Source organism: Paraburkholderia sp. RL17-368-BIF-A, from assembly GCF_046054045.1.
In the GTDB taxonomy this organism is placed as follows: domain Bacteria; phylum Pseudomonadota; class Gammaproteobacteria; order Burkholderiales; family Burkholderiaceae; genus Paraburkholderia; species Paraburkholderia graminis.
Genome location: NZ_JARESN010000016.1, coordinates 15,902 through 33,987 on the forward strand (window position 1 = coordinate 15,902; position 18,086 = coordinate 33,987).

General features: G+C 62.8%; 17 protein-coding genes. 8 read left to right on the top strand and 9 right to left on the bottom strand.

The window, feature by feature from the left end; all coding sequences use genetic code 11:
* Nucleotides 1–170 precede the first annotated feature (170 nt).
* Nucleotides 171–1,580 carry an NADP-dependent phosphogluconate dehydrogenase gene (gene gnd, locus P0D87_RS24175; protein WP_053859541.1) on the top strand — a complete coding sequence of 470 codons (1,410 nt, stop codon included), beginning with the start codon at nucleotides 171–173 and terminating at the stop codon, nucleotides 1,578–1,580.
* Nucleotides 1,581–1,882: 302 nt separating this feature from the next.
* Nucleotides 1,883–2,209: a DUF4148 domain-containing protein gene (locus tag P0D87_RS24180; RefSeq protein WP_006049215.1), complete on the top strand. Its 327-nt coding sequence runs from the start codon at nucleotides 1,883–1,885 to the stop codon at nucleotides 2,207–2,209.
* Between the two features lie 161 nt (nucleotides 2,210–2,370).
* Here the strand turns inward: P0D87_RS24180 and P0D87_RS24185 are convergent, their stop codons facing one another.
* On the bottom strand, nucleotides 2,371–3,174 hold the full coding sequence (locus tag P0D87_RS24185; protein ID WP_082367113.1) for a DUF2968 domain-containing protein: 804 nt from the start codon (nucleotides 3,172–3,174) through the stop codon (nucleotides 2,371–2,373).
* Between the two features lie 186 nt (nucleotides 3,175–3,360).
* On the bottom strand, nucleotides 3,361–3,678 hold the full coding sequence (locus tag P0D87_RS24190) for a hypothetical protein (protein WP_029966453.1): 318 nt from the start codon (nucleotides 3,676–3,678) through the stop codon (nucleotides 3,361–3,363).
* Between the two features lie 294 nt (nucleotides 3,679–3,972).
* Between P0D87_RS24190 and P0D87_RS24195 the strand changes: the two genes are divergently transcribed.
* The 3 genes from P0D87_RS24195 to ltaE all read left to right on the top strand — a co-directional run bounded on the left by P0D87_RS24195 (nucleotide 3,973) and on the right by ltaE (nucleotide 6,386).
* Nucleotides 3,973–4,284 carry a cupin domain-containing protein gene (locus P0D87_RS24195; protein WP_053859540.1) on the top strand — a complete coding sequence of 104 codons (312 nt, stop codon included), beginning with the start codon at nucleotides 3,973–3,975 and terminating at the stop codon, nucleotides 4,282–4,284.
* 94 nt (nucleotides 4,285–4,378) lie between these two features.
* Nucleotides 4,379–5,176, top strand: a complete 798-nt coding sequence (locus P0D87_RS24200; RefSeq protein WP_053859539.1) for a peptidoglycan DD-metalloendopeptidase family protein — start codon at nucleotides 4,379–4,381, stop codon at nucleotides 5,174–5,176.
* 202 nt (nucleotides 5,177–5,378) lie between these two features.
* On the top strand, nucleotides 5,379–6,386 hold the full coding sequence (ltaE, locus tag P0D87_RS24205) for a low-specificity L-threonine aldolase (protein ID WP_053859538.1): 1,008 nt from the start codon (nucleotides 5,379–5,381) through the stop codon (nucleotides 6,384–6,386).
* Nucleotides 6,387–6,432: 46 nt separating this feature from the next.
* Here the strand turns inward: ltaE and P0D87_RS24210 are convergent, their stop codons facing one another.
* Nucleotides 6,433–7,800, bottom strand: a complete 1,368-nt coding sequence (locus P0D87_RS24210) for an MFS transporter (protein ID WP_029966445.1) — start codon at nucleotides 7,798–7,800, stop codon at nucleotides 6,433–6,435.
* A 796-nt stretch (nucleotides 7,801–8,596) separates the two neighbouring features.
* Between P0D87_RS24210 and P0D87_RS24215 the strand changes: the two genes are divergently transcribed.
* A complete protein-coding gene (locus P0D87_RS24215; protein ID WP_029966441.1) occupies nucleotides 8,597–11,050 on the top strand; it encodes a glycogen/starch/alpha-glucan phosphorylase in 2,454 nt (817 codons plus the stop codon).
* Nucleotides 11,051–11,255: 205 nt separating this feature from the next.
* On the opposite strand, the gene P0D87_RS24220 is transcribed toward P0D87_RS24215, so the two are convergent.
* The 5 genes from P0D87_RS24220 to P0D87_RS24240 form a co-directional block, all read right to left on the bottom strand.
* A complete protein-coding gene (locus tag P0D87_RS24220; RefSeq protein WP_053859537.1) occupies nucleotides 11,256–11,735 on the bottom strand; it encodes a hypothetical protein in 480 nt (159 codons plus the stop codon).
* Entirely contained in the window at nucleotides 11,732–12,406 is a 675-nt protein-coding gene (locus P0D87_RS24225; protein ID WP_107708972.1) for a M35 family metalloendopeptidase, read from the bottom strand. Before P0D87_RS24225 ends, P0D87_RS24220 begins: the two co-directional genes overlap by 4 nt.
* A 161-nt stretch (nucleotides 12,407–12,567) precedes the next feature.
* Nucleotides 12,568–13,074 carry a PAAR domain-containing protein gene (locus P0D87_RS24230; protein ID WP_132384586.1) on the bottom strand — a complete coding sequence of 169 codons (507 nt, stop codon included), beginning with the start codon at nucleotides 13,072–13,074 and terminating at the stop codon, nucleotides 12,568–12,570.
* A 542-nt stretch (nucleotides 13,075–13,616) separates the two neighbouring features.
* Nucleotides 13,617–14,738: a hypothetical protein gene (locus tag P0D87_RS24235; protein WP_053859536.1), complete on the bottom strand. Its 1,122-nt coding sequence runs from the start codon at nucleotides 14,736–14,738 to the stop codon at nucleotides 13,617–13,619.
* Nucleotides 14,739–15,012: 274 nt separating this feature from the next.
* Nucleotides 15,013–15,414, bottom strand: coding sequence for a DUF6232 family protein (locus tag P0D87_RS24240; protein ID WP_006049230.1), 402 nt, complete (start codon nucleotides 15,412–15,414; stop codon nucleotides 15,013–15,015).
* 8 nt (nucleotides 15,415–15,422) lie between these two features.
* Between P0D87_RS24240 and P0D87_RS24245 the strand changes: the two genes are divergently transcribed.
* Entirely contained in the window at nucleotides 15,423–15,902 is a 480-nt protein-coding gene (locus P0D87_RS24245; protein WP_321175871.1) for a hypothetical protein, read from the top strand.
* An 11-nt stretch (nucleotides 15,903–15,913) separates the two neighbouring features.
* Here P0D87_RS24245 and P0D87_RS24250 read toward each other — a convergent pair whose 3' ends face one another.
* The gene (locus tag P0D87_RS24250; protein ID WP_029966428.1) at nucleotides 15,914–16,885 is read right to left on the bottom strand and encodes a LysR family transcriptional regulator; all 972 of its coding nucleotides are present in this window, start codon (nucleotides 16,883–16,885) and stop codon (nucleotides 15,914–15,916) included.
* 100 nt (nucleotides 16,886–16,985) lie between these two features.
* Between P0D87_RS24250 and P0D87_RS24255 the strand changes: the two genes are divergently transcribed.
* Nucleotides 16,986–18,059 (top strand): ABC transporter ATP-binding protein, encoded by a 1,074-nt coding sequence (locus tag P0D87_RS24255; protein ID WP_029966427.1) that lies wholly within the window; start codon nucleotides 16,986–16,988, stop codon nucleotides 18,057–18,059.
* The last annotated feature ends 27 nt before the right edge of the window (nucleotides 18,060–18,086 follow it).

Sequence of the window (18,086 nt, forward strand, 5' to 3'; positions counted from 1 at the left end):
AGAGCGGCGGGAGCGGCCAAAAGCGCGGCCAAAGCGAACCCAAAGCGCGCCTTTGCTTGCCCGATAACAAGCGGCGAACCGGCATTTCTTTTATGCTTTCACCCTCGACGTTCGGCCGACGTTCATTCCGGCGCGGCGTCACGACACTTTTTGGACACTGGAGAATTCACATGGGCAAACAGGCAATCGGCGTAGTGGGGCTAGCGGTCATGGGCCGCAACCTGGCGCTCAACATCGAGAGCCGCGGCCACGCGGTGTCGGTCTACAACCGTAGCCGTGAAAAGACCGACGAACTCATCGCCGAATATCCGGACAAGAAGCTGGTGCCGGCGTTCACGCTCGAAGAGTTCGTCGAATCGCTCGAAAAGCCGCGCCGCATTCTGCTCATGGTGAAGGCCGGCGAGCCGACCGACGCCACCATCGCATCGCTCAAGCCGCTGCTGGAGAAGGGCGACATTCTGATCGACGGCGGCAATACGCATTTCACGGACACAATTCGCCGCAATCAGGAACTGGCGAAGGCCGGTCTGCATTTCATCGGCACCGGCGTGTCGGGCGGCGAGGAAGGCGCGCTGAAAGGCCCGTCGATCATGCCGGGCGGTCAGCGCGACGCCTACGATCTGGTCGCGCCGATCCTCACCGAAATCGCCGCGAAAGCGCCGGACGGCGAGCCGTGCGTCGCCTACATGGGCCCGGACGGCGCCGGCCACTTCGTGAAGATGGTGCACAACGGCATCGAATACGGCGACATGCAGCTGATCGCGGAAAGCTACGCGGTGCTCAAGCAGGTGGCCGGCCTGTCGAACGAAGAACTCGGCAAGGTCTATACCGAATGGAATCAGGGCGAGCTAGACAGCTATCTGATCGAAATCACGTCGAAGATCTTCAGCAAGAAGGACGAAGAAACCGGCAAGGATCTGGTCGACGTGATTCTGGATCGCGCGGCGCAGAAGGGCACCGGCAAGTGGACGAGCCAAAACGCGCTCGACCTCGGCGCGCCGCTGCCGCTGATCACCGAAGCGGTGTTCGCGCGCGTGCTGTCGTCGCTGAAAAGTCAGCGCGTGGCCGCGAGCAAGGTGCTGGACGGCCCGAAGGCGAAGCCGCTCGGCGCGGAGCGCGAGGCGTTCATCGAGTCAGTGCGCCGTGCGCTCTACTTCAGCAAGGTCATTTCGTACGCGCAAGGTTTCGCGCAACTGCGCGCGGCGTCGGAAGAGTACAAGTGGGACCTGGACTTCGGCACGATCGCGAAAATTTTCCGCGCCGGCTGTATCATCCGCGCCCGCTTCCTGCAGAAGATCACAGACGCCTACACGAAAGACAAGGCGATCGCCAATCTGCTGCTCGATCCGTACTTCCGCGACATCGCGAGCAACTACCAGACGGCGTTGCGCGAAGTGGTGGTCGCGGCGATCAATGCGGGCGTGCCGGTGCCGGCTTTCGCGTCGGCGATTGCGTATTTCGACGCTTATCGCTCGGAGCGTCTGCCCGCGAACCTCGTCCAGGCGCAGCGCGACTTCTTCGGCGCGCATACGTTCGAGCGCGTCGACAAGCCGGGTAGCTTCCACGCGAACTGGAGCTGAAGCTGCGGGCCGATGGAACGGCGCGGACGGCTTGAATCGCTTGAAACGCGCCGCCGCGCGCGCTTGCTGTAAGGGCACACGCGGCGGCGCAGCGTTTGAATTCGCTGTGCCGCTATTGTTGCCGCAGGCTATCGACGGGATAGATCAGCGGCAATTTCAGACGCGGACTATTGCAATTTGCGGAATAGAGTTTCGTCGTTTTAGGGGTTTCCCCTAGATGACCGGCCTCCTAAACTTCTGTTCAAGCGCAAGGGACAACAAACCCGGAAGCGCATCACAACAAGTTCTGGAGGTTTTACATCATGAAGACGATCATCTCTGCCGCTGTTATCGCCGCCGCTCTGGCCGCTCCCGTTGCTTCGTTTGCTCAATCGAACCAGCCGGTCACGCGCGCTCAAGTCCGCGCCGAACTGGTCCAGCTCGAAAAGGCAGGCTACAACCCGGTCGGCGATCATGTCGACTACCCGGCAAACCTGCAAGCTGCTCAAACGCGTGTGAACGCTGCGAACGGCACCGCCCAAGCTTCGGCTCAAGTCGCCGACAGCGGCTACGGCGCACCGATCGCCGGCAGCTCGCAAGCAGGCCGCGCAGTCACGACGGATCGCAGCTCGGTTTATTTCGGCAACTAATTGCCGGGTTGGACGAAGCGCCGCCGGCTGTAGAGGCGCTTAAGCAAAAAAACGCCGCCAGGTTTTCGCCTGGCGGCGTTTGCCGTTTACCGGTTCCTCAGCGCGCGATCCGCGTGGGCGCTTGGTAAACCGCTAAGACCAAAACCACCCAATCCGCCGATTCAACGAGTCGGCAAGTGCGGAATCGCTTCGTTGCTCGTCAGGTTGAGTTGGTGCATCTGCCGATGCGCCTTGTTCAGATGCGCCTGCGCCGCAACACGTTGGGCCTCGAGCTGCGACACTTCCTTGCGCACCTGATGCTGCCGGTTCGACGCCGCCTGTTCCTGCACGCTGCGTCGCTGCAGATCGCTGCGCAGCCGCTCCGCTTCGGCCTCCGAGCGCGCGATCATGCGGGCCAACTGCTCGTTTTGCGCCTCGAGTTGCGCGCGGCGGGTTTCGCAATCGGACAGCCGGGTCGCCTGGTCCTCGAAATGACGGAACGCGGCTTCGGCGGCTTCGAGATCCGCCGCTTTCAGCGCGCGCCACAACGCGCCGTCCTGATACAGCGCGACGTAGTACACCAGTTCCTTCCCGTGAAACAGCAGGCTGACCGAGTAGGCAAAGCTGCGGAACACGCGAAACGGCGTGAGCGCTTCTTCTTCGGCGAGCCATTCGACTTCGGCGGTATTGGCCATCTGCACGCCGCGCGCGCTGACCTGCGAGGGCACCGTCTGCACGGGCCGCAAGGCCAGCACCGGGCGCGGCCCGCTGCGGGCCACGGCGGCGTGTGCCGCATTGGAACCCGCGCCGGAGCCAGGATTCGGCGCAAGACCGTCATCCGGGGACGACTCCGCGGACGCCAGATTCGGCGATGCGTCGTCGTGCGCGTCAGTGGGCGAATCGGATGCGGCGGGATGGCTCTGCGGGACCCTCACGACATGCGACGGACCGGTCAGCACGCTACGGCGGTTCAGGAGACTTTTCACGGCGGTTCCTCCAGTTGACTCGCCCGAAACGACCAGACGACGCCGGCAATCAAGCGTTCCGGCTAACTGGCGGATTGGGCGGTGAGCGAAATGCGGAAGCCCGGTAGCGTAGGCCGATGGATGACGCAGGTTCCATCGGGCTCGCCGGGCTGCGCGTCGACGCGGACTTCGCGTGCGAGCGCAGCCTCAATGCAGCGTGCGTTGCCGGCCGATGTCGTCGAATAGCGCGCGGCTCGGTTCGAGCGCGAGCAGCCATGATTCGTCGTAGCCGCTGAGATTGTCGAGCGCCTCGCGCAGCCGCTCGATCGCGACGGCGGGAATCTCGACGCGCGCCTCGACGCCGCTCGCGAGTCCGGCGATGCTCGCAAGCTGTACGAGCGCGTCGGCCGCTTCGGCGACGTCGGCGGCGAAAATCAGATGCATGTTCAGCAACTCGGCCAGTCCCGGCGACGCGGCGACGTCGTCGACGCTGAGTTGCACGGCCAGAAAGGTGGCGTTGTTCATCCTCAACTCCTTGCGGGACCCGGTCGTTTGCGCCTGCGCCACGCAGGCGCAGCAAAGTTGAGTATAGATGAGGGTCCAAAGGTTTCAATGCTCACACGATTGCGCCGAACGGGGCGCGGTATCGGCGAGACGCGTGCGCGACGCGACTTATAATGGCCGTTCGAAATCGCGGCGCTGGCAGTGGCTCACAGCGGCTCGGGCGGCTCGGACGGCTGCCGCTTCGGGCTCGAACATCGAACCGCGGCCCAACAGCGGCTGAATCCGCGCCGTCCTTTAACCCGTGCCCTTGGGACCATGAAGATCATTCGCAGCAGGAGCTTCACCGCGACGCGCGCCTGGGGCGCGCTCGACATCGCCAATATGGGCGGCATCACCACGCGTCTGCATTGGACCGATCAGCCGTACAAGTGGCACGTCAACGACGGCGAGGAAGTGTTCGCCGTGCTGGACGGCCGCGTCGAGATGCGCTATCGCGAAGATGGCGTCGAACAGGCGGCGATTCTGGAAACGGGCGATGTGTTCTACGCATCGGTCGGCACCGAGCATGTCGCGCATCCGCTTGGCGCCGCGCGGATTCTCGTGGTCGAGGCCGAGGGCAGCGTTTGAGTGCCGCGGGATCAGCGGCACGCGGAATGCTAGAGGCATCGATTGAAGTCGATCGAATCACAAGATTGAATCAAAAAATGTCGAGGAAAATCACATGACGAGACCAAGGCAATCGACGGGGACTTCATCGGTCGCGACCCGTCTGCTGGCGGCCGCCGGGCTGGCCGTGATACTCAACGGCTGCACCAGCATGCCGTGGGACAGCACGCCGTTCTACGGCAATAACCAGGCGCGGCCGACCACGCTCAGCACGGTGCCCGTGCCGGCCGGTTTCTACCGCGTCAATCAGGGCGATACGCTCGCCGGCATCGCATCGGCATACGGGCATAGGCCGCAGGACCTCGCGACCTGGAACGGCCTGCCGGTGAACGCGGCTGTCGCGCCCGGACAGGTGCTGCGCGTCGCTCCGCCGATGGCCTCCGGCAGCGTCGTGGCGCCGCCCGCGAGCGTCGCGCCGAATGCTGCGACGGGTCCAGGCGGCCAGACGGCGCCGGGTGCGACTGCCTCCGCCGGACCGCAGCAAGGCGTGCTGCAATGGCCGCTGCGCGGCCCGGTTCTGAAGACGTTTGCGCCGGGCAAGTCGAACGGCATCGTGATCGGCGGACGCCCCGGCGATCCGGTCAAGGCGGCCGCCACCGGCCGCGTGGTCTACGCGGGTTCGGGCATCGAGGCGTATGGCCCGCTCATCATCATCAAGCATGACGACTCGCTGATCACCGCGTATGGGCAGAACAGCACGCTGCTCGTGAAGGAAGGCGATGCGGTCGCGCAAGGGCAGACCATCGGCGAAGTCGGGGTGGACGGCCGCGGCGTCGGCTCCGTCCAGTTCGAGGTTCGCCAGAACGGGCAGCCGGTCGATCCGCTCGCGTGGCTGCCGAAGCCGGGCGGCTGAGCAAGCCCGGGCCGGGCTGACCTGCGGCGGCGCGCGCTCACGCTCACGCGGCTCTGCGAGCGCCGTGCAAATTGAATACACTGTGTGGCTCACAAGCCGGCGCCCGATCCGTGCTTCTCGCCACGGCGAGCAGCATGAGCAATACGAGCGGCGCCGGCCGCCCGTCATGGCTTCTCACTCGAAAGACGCACTGGGACACACAATGATCGATCTGCGCAGCGATACCGTAACCCGTCCGACTCCGGCGATGCTCGCGGCCATGTCGGCCGCCGAAACAGGCGACGACGTCTGGGGCGACGACCCCACCGTGCTGCGTCTGCAAGCCACCCTCGCCGAACGCACTGGCAAGGAAGCGGGCCTGTTCTTCCCGAGCGGCACGCAAAGCAACCTCGCGGCGTTGATGGCGCATTGCGCGCGCGGCGACGAATACATCGTCGGCCAGTTGGCGCACACGTACAAATACGAAGGCGGCGGCGCGGCGGTGCTCGGCAGCATCCAGCCGCAGCCGCTCGAAAATGCCCCTGACGGCACCATTCCGCTCGAAAAAATCGCGGCCGCGATCAAGCCGATCGACAACCACTTCGCGCGTACGCGGTTGCTGGCGCTGGAAAACACGATCGGCGGAAAGGTGTTGCCCGAGAGCTACGTCGCGCAAGCCGTTCAGCTCGCGCGCCAACATGGTTTGTCGGCTCATCTCGACGGCGCGCGCGTGTTCAACGCGGCGGTTGCGTCGGGCAAGCCGGTCGCGGCTTTGTGCGAGCCGTTCGATTCGGTGTCGATCTGTTTTTCGAAGGGACTGGGCGCGCCGGTCGGCTCGGTGCTGGTCGGCAGCCGCGCGCTCATTGACGTCGCGCACCGCTGGCGCAAGGTGCTCGGCGGCGGCATGCGTCAGGCCGGCGTGCTCGCGGCGGCCTGCCTGTACGCGCTCGATCACAACGTCGAGCGTCTCGCCGACGACCACGCGAACGCCGCGCATCTGGCGGCGGGGCTCGAAACGATCGGTCAGGTGAAGGTGCAGTCGGTGGCGACCAACATGGTGTTCGCGCAGTTGCCGCAGCAGCATTGCGCGCCGCTCGAAGCGTGGCTCAAGGAGCGCGGCATCCTCACGCAGATGCTCTACGCATCGCGCTTCGTCACGCACAAGGACGTGTCGCGCGCCGACATCGACACGTTTATCGCGGCGGTGAAGGACTATTTCGCCGCGCGTTGATTGTGCCGGGGCGCGCTTAGGCTGAACGCCTGCCGCGCGCCCGTTTCTATTTCGCCGACGTTTTCACATGCACGCCCGCGCGATGCGACGGCGCCAGAAGCCGCAAACCGCTCGCGAGGCTCGCCGCGCCAGCAAAGAAAGCGCCGGCGCCGAGCGCGAGCGTCGGGCCATGCCGGCCCGCCACGCTGAAGCTCAACGCGACTAGCGCCGCGCCCGTGGTCTGCCCGAGCAGCCGCGCGGTCGCGACGATGCCGCTCGCGCCGCCGCTGCGCTCGGGCGGCGCGCTCGCCATCAGCGCTTTCAGATTCGGCGATTGGAAAAAGCCGAAACCCGCGCCGCAAATCGCCATGCGGATGCCGATATCGAACACGTGCGGATGCACCGGCAAGAGCGCGAGCGACGCCATGCCCGCCGACATCACCGCGAGCCCGATCGCGCCCAGCAGGCCGGGCGGATAGCGATCCGACAGACTGCCCGCGAGCGGCGCGGCCAACGCGACGACAACCGGCCACGGCGTCATCAGAAAGCCGGTTTCCACCTGGCTGCGATGCAGCACATCCTCGAAATAAAACGGCAGCGACACGAACGCGAGCCCTTGCGCGGCGAACGAACAGACCGCCGTCACCGCCGACAGCGCGAACACCGGCCGCTTGAACAGATCGACGGGAAGCATCGGCGCGGGGTGGCCGGCTTCGCGGCGAATCAGCAGCGCGCCGAAGACGAGTGCGATCACCGCGGCGCCCAGCACGAGTTGCGTCGACGCGCGCTGCGCGCCTTCGCCGAGCGCGAAGATCAGGGCGGCGAACGTGATGACGTTCAGTAGCGCGGCGACCGGATCGAAACCGTGCGTGCCGCGCTCAGTGTGCGGCAGCGCGGGCCACGCGAAAGCCAGCGCGAGCACGCCGAGCGGCACGTTGACCGCGAACAGCCACGGCCACGAGGCAACCGACAGGATCAGCGACGCCACCGTCGGCCCGACCGCGAACGATACGCCGACGATCAGCGCATTGGTGCCGAGGCCGCGTCCGAGCCGATGCGGCGGATACAGGAAGCGGATCAGCGCGGTGTTCACGCTCATGATCGCGCTCGCGCCGAGGCCTTGCAGCACGCGCGCGCCGGCGAGCATGGGGAGGGTCGGCGCCAGCGAGCATGCGAGCGAAGCCAGCGTGAACAGCGCAATGCCGCCGATATAAATCCGCCGATGCCCGACGATGTCCCCAAGCGCGGCGAGCGGCAGCAGCGTCGCGACCATCGCGAGCTGATACGCGTTGATGATCCACACCGATGCCGCGGGCGCCGCGTGCAGATCCGCGGCGATCGCGGGCAGCGCCGTGTTGGCGATCGCGGTGTCGAGCGTGGCGAGCGCGACGGCGAGCATGATCGCGGCCATCGCGCGGCGGTTGGCGGCGGACATGGGGGCATCCGCGGGAAAGGGCGGTGCGGATGCGGCGCTGAGTCTATCGGACACGGGTTGCTCGTCGGAGATAGGCACGTCGACGCGCCGCATATCGGCGATGCGGCGCGCGAGGGGCAAGACCAGGTGAACAGCAGGAGCGCGGGCCGGCCGGAGGAACGACCAAACGGGACCAAGGCACCGCGCGGCGAATGTAGCGATTGTTACAGAGACGCGGAAATCGTGCAGAGCCGCTCATGGGTCGTAAGCCGTATGAAATCCCGTGCGGACGCAACTAACTGTCAGCCCCGTCGGGCGTCTTCGAATCGGTGAGCGCTCGCACTCACGCGTTACGCACGGCGAAGAATGTTGATGCGCGCGATCGCTTGACAGTCACATCGCCTGGCAGATGAAGCCGCGATTCGATCACATTGCCACTTCGGATCCTCGCGTGCTCGCGCCCTCGTGCCAGCGCCAAAAAAATAATCGCAAGTGTCACGCGATCCACGTCGCATGATGTCACGCTCGCGTTGCCCGCCTTCACACTTTGACATCACCGTCGATAACAGCCCGATGCACGCGCACAGTGCCCAATCACGCGCGCGTTGCACCGCGCCCGTGCGTCCAAGCGGGCGTTCCGGCTGATAGCCGCGCGCGCAGGCGGGCATGGCATGTGCGTGACCCGCACCCGCGCTCGCCGGCATCCGGGAGTCGTAAAATGTCCTACTCTGATTCTTAACCCGCCTGACCGGCACGCGCCTCCCGTCCGTCATCTGTGCGGTTCGCGCATGTCGCAGCGCTTTTACCGGAGGCTTCGATGACAGCCGTCGATCTGGAATTCGACCAGCTCAACAGTACCGTCGACGCGCTACGGCGCTCAATTTCCAATCGCATGATGTACGGCGTCGGCAAGGACGCCGTCACCGCGCATCCGCATGACTGGCTGCATGCCGCGGCGCTTGCCGTGCGCGACCGGCTCGTCGCGCGCTGGATGAAAACCACGCGCCTGCAATACGAACAGGACGTGAAGCGCGTCTACTACCTGTCGATGGAATTCCTGATCGGCCGGACCTTCACGAATGCGTTGCTCGCGCTCGGCATCCACGATCAGATGAAGGAAGCGCTCGCGAGTCTCGGCGTCGACATGGACGCGCTGACCGACATCGAGCCCGACGCCGCGCTCGGCAACGGCGGCCTCGGCCGCCTTGCCGCATGCTTTCTCGATTCGATGGCCACGCTCGGTATTCCGGGCTTCGGTTACGGCATCCGTTATGAATACGGGATGTTCCGTCAGGAGATCGTCGACGGAGAGCAGGTCGAGGCGCCGGATTACTGGCTGCGCGCAGGCAATCCGTGGGAATTTCCGCGGCCCGAGATCAAGTACACCGTGCATTTCGGCGGACGCACCGTGCAGCGCGGCGATCAGGTCGAATGGATCGACACCGAGCATGTGAACGCCACCGCGTATGACACGGTGATTCCAGGCTACGCGACCGACGCGACCAACACGCTGCGCCTGTGGTCCGCGCGCGCCACCGACGAGCTCGATCTCGGCGCGTTCAACCGCGGCGATTATCGCAATGCGGTGGACACGAAGAACATGTCGGAGAACGTATCGCGGCTGCTGTATCCGGACGACTCCACGCCGGCCGGCCGCGAACTGCGTTTGCGGCAGGAGTACTTCTTCGTTTCGGCGACCATGCAGGATCTGATCCGCCGCTATCAGCGCACGCACAGCACGTTCGGGCGCTTCTCCGAAAAGGTCGCGGTGCATCTGAACGATACGCACCCGGTGCTGGCGATTCCCGAACTGATGCGCTTGCTCGTGGACGTGCATCATCTGCCGTGGGACAAGGCGTGGAAACACGTCACGCAGATTTTCTCGTACACGAATCACACGCTGATGCCCGAGGCGCTCGAAACGTGGGACGTCGAAATGCTGTCGCGTTTGTTGCCGCGGCATCTCGAGATCATCTTCGAGATCAATGCCGGTTTTCTCAAGCATGTGAGCGAGCAGTCGGGTCACGACGCGGAGATGATCCGCCGCATTTCTCTTGTCGATGAATACGGACAGCGGCGCGTGCGCATGGCGTATCTGGCGATTGTCGCGAGCCACAAGGTGAATGGCGTGTCGAAGCTGCATTCGCAACTGATGACGCGCGACATCTTCGCCGACTTCGCGCGCATTTATCCAGACCGCTTCACGAATGTGACGAACGGCATTACGCCGCGGCGCTGGTTATCGCAGGCGAGTCCGTCGCTGTCGTCGCTGATCGATCAGAAGATCGGCACGCATTGGCGCGGCAATCTGTTCGAACTCGCGCAATTGCGCGAACTGCGTAGCGATAGTGAGTTCATCGAAGCATTTCGCGAGGCCAAGCGGCAGAACAAGTTGCGGCTCGTGCAGCGGCTCGCGCATCATACGAAGCTGCATTTCAATCCCGACGCGCTGTTCGATTTGCAGGTGAAGCGCATCCACGAATACAAGCGGCAATTGCTGAACGTGCTGCATGTGATCGTACGCTACAACCAGATTCGCGCGAACCCGGAGCGCGACTGGGTGCCGCGCGTGGTGATGTTCGCGGGCAAGGCCGCGTCCGCTTACCGGATGGCGAAGACGATCATCAAACTGATCGGCGATGTGAGTCAGAAGGTCAATCACGATCCGCTGATTGGCGACCGTCTCAAGGTGGTGTTCGTGCCGAACTACGGCGTGAGCGTGGCGGAACTGATCATTCCGGCCGCCGATTTGTCCGAGCAGATTTCGATGGCCGGCACGGAAGCATCGGGCACCGGCAACATGAAGCTCGCGCTCAACGGGGCATTGACGATCGGCACGATGGATGGCGCGAACATCGAGATCTGCGATGCGGTGGGCCGCGAGAATATTTTCATCTTCGGCCATACCGCGGACGAGGTGGACGATCTGCGCGCGAGCGGCTACCGTCCGCGCGAAGTGTACGAGCAGAACGCCGAATTGCGCATGGCGCTCGACCAGATTCGCGGCGGCTACTTCTCACCCGACGACCCGCTGCGTTTCTCCGATATTTTCCACACGCTGGTGGATTGGGGCGATCACTACATGGTGCTCGCCGATTTCGCGGCGTTCGCGAAGGCGCAAAACGAAGTGGACGCGCGTTTCGTCGACAAGCGCGCGTGGACGGAAAGCGCGATTGAGAATGTCGCGGGCATGGGGCAGTTTTCGTCGGATCGGACGATCGCTGAGTATGCTCGGGAGATATGGCGGGTGAATCCGCTTAGTTTGGGGTGAGGGGGGGTTGGTTGGGCGCGGGTTGTGGGTTGCGCGTGCGGGAAAGAACGAGGCTGAACTGCACCCCCAAGGTTGGACAGCGAACTGAGCTTTGGGGTGCTTTTCGTGAGGAGGCACAGCGAGCAGCTAAAGGCATACCGACACCACGCATGACCACGCGCGGTTGAAGCTCACGTGAAGAGCCCCGCCGAAGCGGGGCCAACATTTACTTGATAGATCGGCTATGCGGTGTGATCCGTGGATCGTCGCAAAGCCGTTCGCAACCACCTTTACACAAAGGCACAAGCTCAATTGAGATTTGATGCAGGTTCAAAGTGCCGTCCTCGTTTTTTACCATTTCGTTGGTAAAGACCTTTGGCTCAATCAGAACGTTCTGTGGATTAATCCCTAACTGGACTAAATAAGATTTCACGAGTTCGCCGCGCTCGCTTTTTAATCTTTCGCGATCCTTCTCTCCAACGTATGCACCCGCAATGATTACGGCCTGGATGTCGACGTCAGGCCATTTTTTTGCTTCCAGTACGATGTTGGCAATTGATAATCTATCTCTGTTCGTTAGCTCGACGGCGTTAAAGGGAAGTCGTGTTTCCATTGACTCGCTGATCGTGCATGCCCGTGCTTGCATCGACAGGAAAGTCGTAGCCACTGCAATGGAGATAAAACATGTGGATATTAGTTTTTTCATCGCGCTACTGTCTTGTCAAAGGTCGCAATATAGCCCGCAATACTATCGGCGTTCCGTATCGCCTTGTCGCGGTTCCCCAATGCGAAAGCATGCATCCCGCTTTCAGTGTTGCCGTACATGATATCGTCGGAGTTGAACGTGTCGGTGAAGTGCGTGCATTCGTGTATCAGCGTCTTGACCTTCGCACCGTGCCACAACTCGCCGTTGGAATCCGTGCAGAAAGCACTATAGATCGCAATAACGCGCTTCTCTGAATCGGGCTTACACACGCCGGCCCGATTCTGTCCGTTATCAGGTACAACGGAGCAGGTAAGATTTCTGTTTGAGGCGTCATCCCAGCGGACAATTTTCTCGGGCACTAGCTCTTGCATTGCCGCGAGCAAGCGCGGGAGTCTGGCGGCCAGGGTGCTTCGAATTTCATCGTCTGCACGACCGAAATAGGTTTTAGCGCGGGCCTGCTCGTTCGCATCCCATTGTGCTACCGCCGCAATACGATCCTTGATTAATGTGAGCCCTGCATCGCGCGCTCGCATAACGGTTTCGGCGAATTGCTTATTCGTCATGTTCGAGCATATGGGCACTGTATTGATCGTGACATGAACCATCGAATCCGGATTCGTATTGGCGATTGCTGTATCGTGGACCGTTACCCACTCTGCATCATCGGACATGCTTGCTTCTCCACTTGAAATTGCGGGGCGAAATCTTCTGCGTTTCTATGTGATCCGTTTGGCCGTTACGGTTCGTGGTTGCCGCTATGACGCGGTCTCCATCAACGACGATCCGATATGGCATGCTCCCAATCGGGCGGGGATACCGACCGGAAGTCGCGTTAGAGGCTCAGGATAATTTCGAGTGTTAGCCGGCGCGCGTCTTCGGTGGCGATTCGTTGCGTCATTCCGCGTGAGTCCGTTACTCCACTCGCTATGACCTCGGAACCAATACGGACGCGATAGGGCACGTTCTCGAACGGTTCACCGGCGCTATTCCTGAGTGTGTATTGCTGGTCATAGATAGAAGTCGTTGGAGCTAGCGTCGGCGCGGCCGGGGCCTCACCTTTGCTGTCGGAATAGAACGCATTGGACGAACCTGCGGCAAGAACAAAATTCCTACCGCATGGGCATAGAACGCGGTCCAGGTCCTTCACATATGGGGAGCCGTCATCCATCCAGTTGCTTGCAGTGCCGTAGATTGGCCATCCGCCTTTGCAGTTTCCGCACGTCGCATGGTTTTCCTTGCGCGCGTACATCCTGCCTTGTTCGTTATAGAAGTCACTACGGCCAATAACTTCTCCGCCTGTCGTGGTGCGGTCTCCATCTGCTACAAGTCGATCAAACATGCTTGTCTCCTGTTCGGTGCGCTACTTCAAGCCCTAGTTGTTGGCTCTCTCTCGTCCATCACCGCTTGACTACCATCGCTATACGTCACGACATCGCCAACGCACGCTAGCGGAAAGCCGTCGATGCAAACCTCCGAACCACTAGTAACGCATCCGCCGCGCTCCGTGCGCGCACCGATCGTCGCGAATGCATACGTCGTTCCCCTTGCGATCTTCCTGATTCGACATTCCCATACATCCGAAACCAACGAAGACGCCGGCCGTGCGGCTACCGGCTACGACAGGGCGATGTTTTGGCCCTGATTGACCATGCTCGCGCGGTACTCCCCAAAGGTCGGAAACCGATCCGACGTTGGGGTGTCTTTCATGACCAAGCGCACCCAATACCTAGAAGTAAGGATGGCGAATCAGTACGTAGCCGGAGCGGCCAGTACGACGCTACTTTTACGACGCTATGGAAAGAGCGCACGGCATTACGTCGGTGAATAACAACCCACCACATCCACCGACGCACGGCCTTTCTTTTACTTAAAACACCACCCTCAAGGCGTCAACTTCTCAACCGTATCCCGCGCATAAAGCCCCAACTGAGCGTGCGGAAAATCGAACAGCACGTCGATGTTCTGCATGCCCATCAGACCGATCACGATGCGGTTTGCCCCCGGTTGCGCCTTGACGATGGTGACTTGCGCGTCGTCGTAGCGATGCACCCACTTGCCCGAACCAATGGCCGCGTTGTAGTTGCCTTGAATGAGCACCTTGCCGGCGCTGTCGTCGCCGGTCCAGTTCGGCGCCGTATCGGTTTCGACGCGGATCATGCCAGTGGTTGCCGTGGCAAACACCAGCGGCGCGCAAAACGTCGTCTTGTCGCCGACATTGACGCAGCCTCGCGGCCACTGCAACGCGCCGTCCTTCGATACCGTCATCGGCACCATCGTGTAGTCCTTCGTGATCGCGCTCGACGGGCTCAGCAGCAAGTACGGTTTCGCGAAACTGGCATGCACCACATAGCGTTCGCCGATGTGGCCGACGAGCGCGCGCAGCGGTTGCGTGCAACAGGTGTCGTCCGGTTGCGCGGCGCCCACGCCGAACAGTCCGGAGAAAGCCCAGCCGAATTCGCCGGTGTAGCCGTCCATCGCGACGCAGCGTTTGGCGTTGGCCTGGCAACTGACGGCGTCCACGGCCTGCGCGTCGACCTTTACTGCGTTCGATCCCGCGACGCTCATCGGCACTTTCACCGTGGCGCCCGAAATTTGCGCGCCGTTCGCGAGCAGCAGCGTGCTCGCCGGCGCGGCGCTCGGATAGTCCGAACCGGGCAGCACCGACTTCAACACGCGCACGCCTTGCGTGCCCGTATCGAGCGCCACGTAGACCGGCTTGCCGTCGAGTTGAACGGGCAGGCCCAGACGCGCGTGGTCTTCATCGGCACGTTCGACGTGTAGCGGAATCAGCACGCCGTCCTTGCCGCCGTTGATCAGCGAAACGCTCGAGGCGGGCGGCGTGGGCGTCGGAAAAGTGGTCGAGCAGCCGCTGAGCGCGGTGAGCGCGCCGGTCGCAAACAGCGCGGCGGCCGTCAAACGGCGCCAATGACGATGCAGACGAAGATGCAGATGCAGGTGCAGATGCCGGCGCGCGGCATAACCAGTGACAGTAAGCAGGGACATGAGACACGCTCGCAAAAAGGCGGTCCCTTGCGAAGGCGATGCATGCGGCTGCTACGCACAGAGAGCGACGCATCGCGAGGCCTGCGAAAGTGAACGCGCGATAACAGGAGCGGCGACTCTAACCGGCCACCGGCGAGCACTTGCAAAGATGTGTGAAGGGAAGCGCGGCTCGATGCCGCGGCGATTTGCGTTTAGCGTGACGCCGACGCGCACATCTACCTATGCCGTCGGCCGCTTTAACAAGCCCGCGAGCGCGGGCCTAACATCGGCTTACTCAAACTTTCTGCGTGGCGGAAGCCGAAGCGGCTGCGCCCTTGGCTTCGTTCACGGCCGCGCCGACGCGCTCGACGAAGTCGCGATCGACGCTCGACAGCGCCTCGCGTTCGCCATTGGCCGTTTGCACCATCAGACGGTGCGTGACATCCTGCGTCGCCCACGTGAGCCAGCCGACGACCGCCAGCATCACGCCGCACACGATTCCCACCGGCGCGCGAAGCACGCCGCCGACAATTGCGCCGACGAGTCCCACGACCGAAATCGTAATGGGCAATACCTTATTCTTCTGCACGGTGACGACCTTCACGCTGACGATGTCGCGCAGCGGGAAAACCTGGCCGGCGGATGAAAGCGCATTGCGGGTGACCGACACGCCGCGATCGTTGAAAGGAGTTTCCATCGAGTCGAATGCAAGCTGTTGCAAAGGGCGCAGCGTACCAGAGTTCGCGTGCGCAGGGCTTGCGCGAGATGCTGGCTTGGTTCGGAAAAGGCCCGGCCCAGAGCGCTGCAACGCCTTCCGACGAACTTCGCGCCTGCCGTTTCTGTCGAAGCAATATAGCGGGAGTTCACATCATGAAGCGGTTTTACGTCAGCGCTACTGTGGCTATCACTGCGATCTTCGCGGCCGGCTGTTCATCGACATGGCCGCCGTCCGCTGAGCGAGACACGCGACAAGTGCCACCCACTGCCGCAACCTCCACCACGCCCACCGCGCGCACCGATCAGCACGCGTCTAAGTCCAAACCGAAGCCGCCCGTACTAAGCGTCGGCGTGACCGATCCCAATACTCAATTGATTCTCCCGTGGTTCCTCGCGGATATCATCAATGCGGTCAACGCGCATCAGTCTTTCGGCTCCACGCTCAATACGATGAAACAGGGACTTTGAGCGAGCGGCCCTCAGCCGATAGTCACGCCGCACTCCTTCAATGCCCCCCGCAACCCCAACTGCGGATACGCACTCTCCAACGTGCGCAAATCGGCACGCATCTCTTCGACGATCCAGTCGCGCACATCCGCAACAATCGGCCGCAATGGCCGGTTCGCCGGCGACACCAGGCAGCAGCGCCGACTCGTCACGATGATCTGCTCCTCGGCGGGGACCAGCGCGCGCTGCGATAGCCAGTGCGACACCACGTTCAACCAGCCAAGCGCGATGCCCTGGCCGAGCAGCGCGGCCTGCACGACGATCGCGTAGTCGTTGAAGCTGAGCATGCCCGCGACGCGCCGGCCATGCTGCTCGAACGCGCCAAAGCGGTGATGCCAGCCGCGCTCCTCGTCGTCCATCACGATGACCGTATCGCCATGCTCGCGGCCCGCCTCCGTTTGCGCCGTTTCCTGGTAGCGCGGGTTGCATACGGGCATCAGCGTTTCGGGCATGACGAGCACGCTGTTGTCGTCGATTTCGTCGGCGTGCAAGAACCGCATGCCGAGATCGACGTCGACCAGCGGCCCGCCGATGCGCCCCGAAATGAGCTGAAACCTCAGATCAATCGACGGAAACGCCTGGTTCAGGCGACTCATGCGCGGCATCAGCCAATGCGTCGTAAAGCCGGTCGACACCGAGAGTGTGACCGACTCGACGCCCGTGGCGCGCGCCTCGATTTCGCGTATCGCGCTCTCTATGCCATTGAATCCTTCGGAGATCTTGCGATAGAGAATGCGCCCGTTCTCCGTCAACTCGATGCCGCCGCGTACGCGCTCGAAAAGGCGCACTCCGATGTGGTCTTCCATGCGCGCGAGCATGCGGCTCACGGCGGGTTGGCTCACATAGAGTTCCTGCGCGGCGCGCGTGAAGTTGCCGCAGCGCGCGGCGGCTTCGAAGACGAACAGCGCATTCGCGCTCGGCAATTTCTTGCGTAGATTCGGCATGACTTCATGTTATGCCCGATCCAACAATTTGGGAATTGCCGCCAAAAAGTTTGCCACCTATATTTTCCCTAACGCAGCCCCTTTAGCGAGAAAAAACGCAATGGACGCACGAGCGAAAACAGGAGTCTCGATCCGGTCGGCAGGCAAGCGCTACGGTCCGGTGGTCGCGCTGGACGACGTTTCGCTCGACATCGCGCCCGGCGAGTTCGTGTCGCTGCTAGGGCCGTCGGGCTCGGGCAAGACGACGCTGCTCGGCATCCTCGGCGGCTTTGTTCAGCCGAGTTCGGGCGCGGTCTGGGTCGGCGAGAATGACATTACATTTGCGCCGCCGCATAAACGCAATATCGGCATCGTGTTCCAGAACTACGCGCTGTTTCCGCACATGACGGTCGGCGAGAACGTGGCGTTCCCGCTGCGCGCGCGCCGCGAGCCGAAAGCGGGCTGGGCGAAAAAAGTAGCCGACGCACTCGCGATGGTCGAACTGAGCGGCTTCGAGGCGCGCAACATCAGCCAGCTTTCGGGCGGCCAGCGTCAGCGCGTCGCGCTCGCCAGAGCGATGGTGTTCGAGCCGCAACTCATCCTGATGGACGAACCGCTGTCCGCGCTCGACAAGCAATTGCGCGAGACGATGCAGATCGAGCTGCGGCGTTTGCACCGCAAGCTCGGCGCGACGATCGTCTACGTGACGCACGATCAGCGCGAGGCGCTCACCATGAGCGACCGCGTCGCGGTGCTGAAGAACGGCAAGCTCGTGCAGATCGATACGCCGGAGCGTCTGTACGACCGGCCTTGCGATGCGTTCGTCGCGAGCTTCATCGGCGAGGCGACGCTGCTCGACGTGAGCCGCGCCGGCGACGACGCCGTGCGGCTCGGCGACGCGCTGCTGCGCACCGCGCATCCGTTGCCGCGCGGCGAGCGTCTGCTGCTTGCCGTGCAAACCGAAAAGCTCGTGATCGACGGCGGTTCCGCCGAAGGCGCCAACCGGCTGTCGTGCCGCGTGACCGAAGTGCTGTATCAGGGCGAGAGTTTGCGCGTGTTCGCCGCGCTCGCCGACGGCACGTCGATCAGCTTGCGCCAACCCGGCAATCACGACGCGCGTCGCCGCATTCCATCGCCGGGCGAGCCTATGACGGTGTTGCTCGATCCGCAGGACACCATCGTCGTGCCCGCCTGATTCTTCTCGCGCCCGCCCGGGCTTACC